Source organism: Microcystis sp. LE19-10.1B, from assembly GCF_027530565.1.
In the GTDB taxonomy this organism is placed as follows: Bacteria; Cyanobacteriota; Cyanobacteriia; order Cyanobacteriales; family Microcystaceae; genus Microcystis; species Microcystis aeruginosa.
Genome location: NZ_JAPZQM010000313.1, coordinates 1 through 2,500, shown reverse-complemented (window position 1 = coordinate 2,500; position 2,500 = coordinate 1). Strand labels below are relative to the sequence as shown.

At 54.2% G+C, this 2,500-nt stretch carries 2 rRNA genes (1 of these 2 cut by a window edge); both read left to right on the top strand.

Features of this window, described 5'->3' with window-relative positions:
* Window positions 1-2,303, top strand: a 23S ribosomal RNA gene (locus O9332_RS11175) (it extends 577 nt beyond the left edge of the window).
* 55 nt (window positions 2,304-2,358) lie between these two features.
* Window positions 2,359-2,476, top strand: a 5S ribosomal RNA gene (gene rrf / locus O9332_RS11170).
* Window positions 2,477-2,500 lie beyond the last annotated feature (24 nt).

Below are 2,500 nucleotides of genomic sequence, written 5' to 3'. Positions count from 1 at the left end.
CGTGTGCCTGTTGAAGAATGAGCCGGCGACTTACAGGTTATGGCAGGTGAAGGGGGAAGACCCCACAGCCCCAGCGAAAGCGAGTCTGAAGAGGGCGAAGCGTCATAATTTGTAGACCCGAACCCGGGTGATCTAACCATGGCCAGGATGAAGCTTGGGTAAAACCAAGTGGAGGTCCGAACCGACTAATGTTGAAAAATTAGCGGATGAGCTGTGGTTAGGGGTGAAATGCCAATCGAACTCGGAGCTAGCTGGTTCTCCCCGAAATGTGTTGAGGCGCAGCGGTAGTGGAAGTTTAGTCGGGGTAAAGCACTGTTTCGCCGCGGGCTGGGAGACCGGTACCAAGGCGAGGCAAACTCTGAATACGGCTAAAAAAACTACCAGTGAGACGGTGGGGGATAAGCTTCATCGTCAAGAGGGAAACAGCCCAGACCACCAGCTAAGGTCCCCAAATGATAACTAAGTGAGAAAGGAGGTGGGAGTGCATTGACAACCAGGAGGTTTGCCTAGAAGCAGCAACCCTTAAAAGAGTGCGTAATAGCTCACTGGTCAAGCGCTCCTGCGCCGAAAATGAACGGGGCTAAGTTATCTACCGAAGCTGTGGACTACATTGTAGTGGTAGGGGAGCGTTCTATAGGGGGTGAAGCAGTAGCGGCAAGCAGCTGTGGACTCTATAGAAGTGAGAATGTCGGCTTAAGTAGCGAAAATGTGGGTGAGAATCCCACACCCCGAAACCCCAAGGTTTCCTCCGCAAGGCTCGTCCGCGGAGGGTCAGTCAGGACCTAAGGCGAGGCTGAAAAGCGTAGTCGATGGACAACGGGTTAACATTCCCGTACCGATTAATGATTGTGCCGGAGAACGGAGAAGGTCAACGTCAGCTGGATGTTGGTTACCAGTGCAAGCAGTCGAGGCGATGAGCGGTGGCGAAAACACCAGGAGCTAAGACGCGAGTCCCACCTCCCACGGGAGGGAAGTGGCGCTGATCAAGCTTCCTAGAAAAGCCCGAACCACGTTAATCATTAATTGCCTGTACCCGAAACCGACACAGGTGGGGAAGTAGAGAATACTAAGGGGCGCGAGATAACTCTCTCTAAGGAACTCGGCAAAATGACCCCGTAACTTCGGGAGAAGGGGTACCCTCGCAAGAGGGTCGCAGTGAATAGGCCCAGGCGACTGTTTACCAAAAACACAGGTCTCCGCCAAGTCGTAAGACGCAGTATGGGGGCTGACGCCTGCCCAGTGCCGGAAGGTTAAGGAAGTTGGTCAGGAGTAATCTGAAGCTGACGACCGAAGCCCCGGTGAACGGCGGCCGTAACTATAACGGTCCTAAGGTAGCGAAATTCCTTGTCGGGTAAGTTCCGACCCGCACGAAAGGCGTAACGATCTGGGCACTGTCTCGGAGAGAGACTCGGCGAAATAGGATTGTCTGTGAAGATACGGACTACCTGCACCTGGACAGAAAGACCCTATGAAGCTTTACTGTAGCCTGGAATTGGCTTCGGGCTTCGCTTGCGCAGGATAGGTGGGAAGCTTTGAAACTCTCCTCGTGGGGAGGGTGGAGCTAACGGTGAGATACCACTCTGGCGAGGCTAGAATTCTAACCCTGACCCCTAATCGGGGCGGGAGACAGTTTCAGGTGGGCAGTTTGACTGGGGCGGTCGCCTCCTAAAAGGTAACGGAGGCGCGCAAAGGTTCCCTCGGTCCCGTTGGAAATGGGACGATAGAGTGCAAAAGCAGAAGGGAGCTTGACTGTGAGACCCACAAGTCGAACAGGGACGAAAGTCGGCTTTAGTGATCCGACGGCACCGCGTGGAAGGGCCGTCGCTCAACGGATAAAAGTTACTCTAGGGATAACAGGCTGATCTCCCCCAAGAGTTCACATCGACGGGGAGGTTTGGCACCTCGATGTCGGCTCATCGCAACCTGGGGCTGAAGTCGGTCCCAAGGGTTGGGCTGTTCGCCCATTAAAGCGGTACGTGAGCTGGGTTCAGAACGTCGTGAGACAGTTCGGTCCATATCCGGTGTAGGCGTAAGAGCATTGCGAGGAGCCTTCCTTAGTACGAGAGGACCGGGAAGGACGCACCGCTGGTGTACCTGTTATCGTGCCAACGGTAAACGCAGGGTAGCCATGTGCGGAGCGGATAACCGCTGAAAGCATCTAAGTGGGAAGCCCACCTCCAGATGATTGCTCTCATGGCATTAAGCCAGTAAGGTCTCGGGTAGACTACCCGTTGATAGGCTCTAGATGGAAGCTCGGTAACGAGTGCAGTCGAGGAGTACTAACCGACCGAGGGCTTGACCTGATTCTTCTTTCAACACTTTTTCCCTAGCTTTTGCAGTCTTGAGGGTTCTACCCTTCCTGGTGTCTTTAACGTGATGGCACCACTCCGATTCCATCCCGAACTCGGTTGTGAAACTTCACCGTGGCCAAGATACTTGTCGGGTTGCCGACCGGGACAATAGCTCGATGCCAGGATTATTCTTTCCTACCCCTCAATCC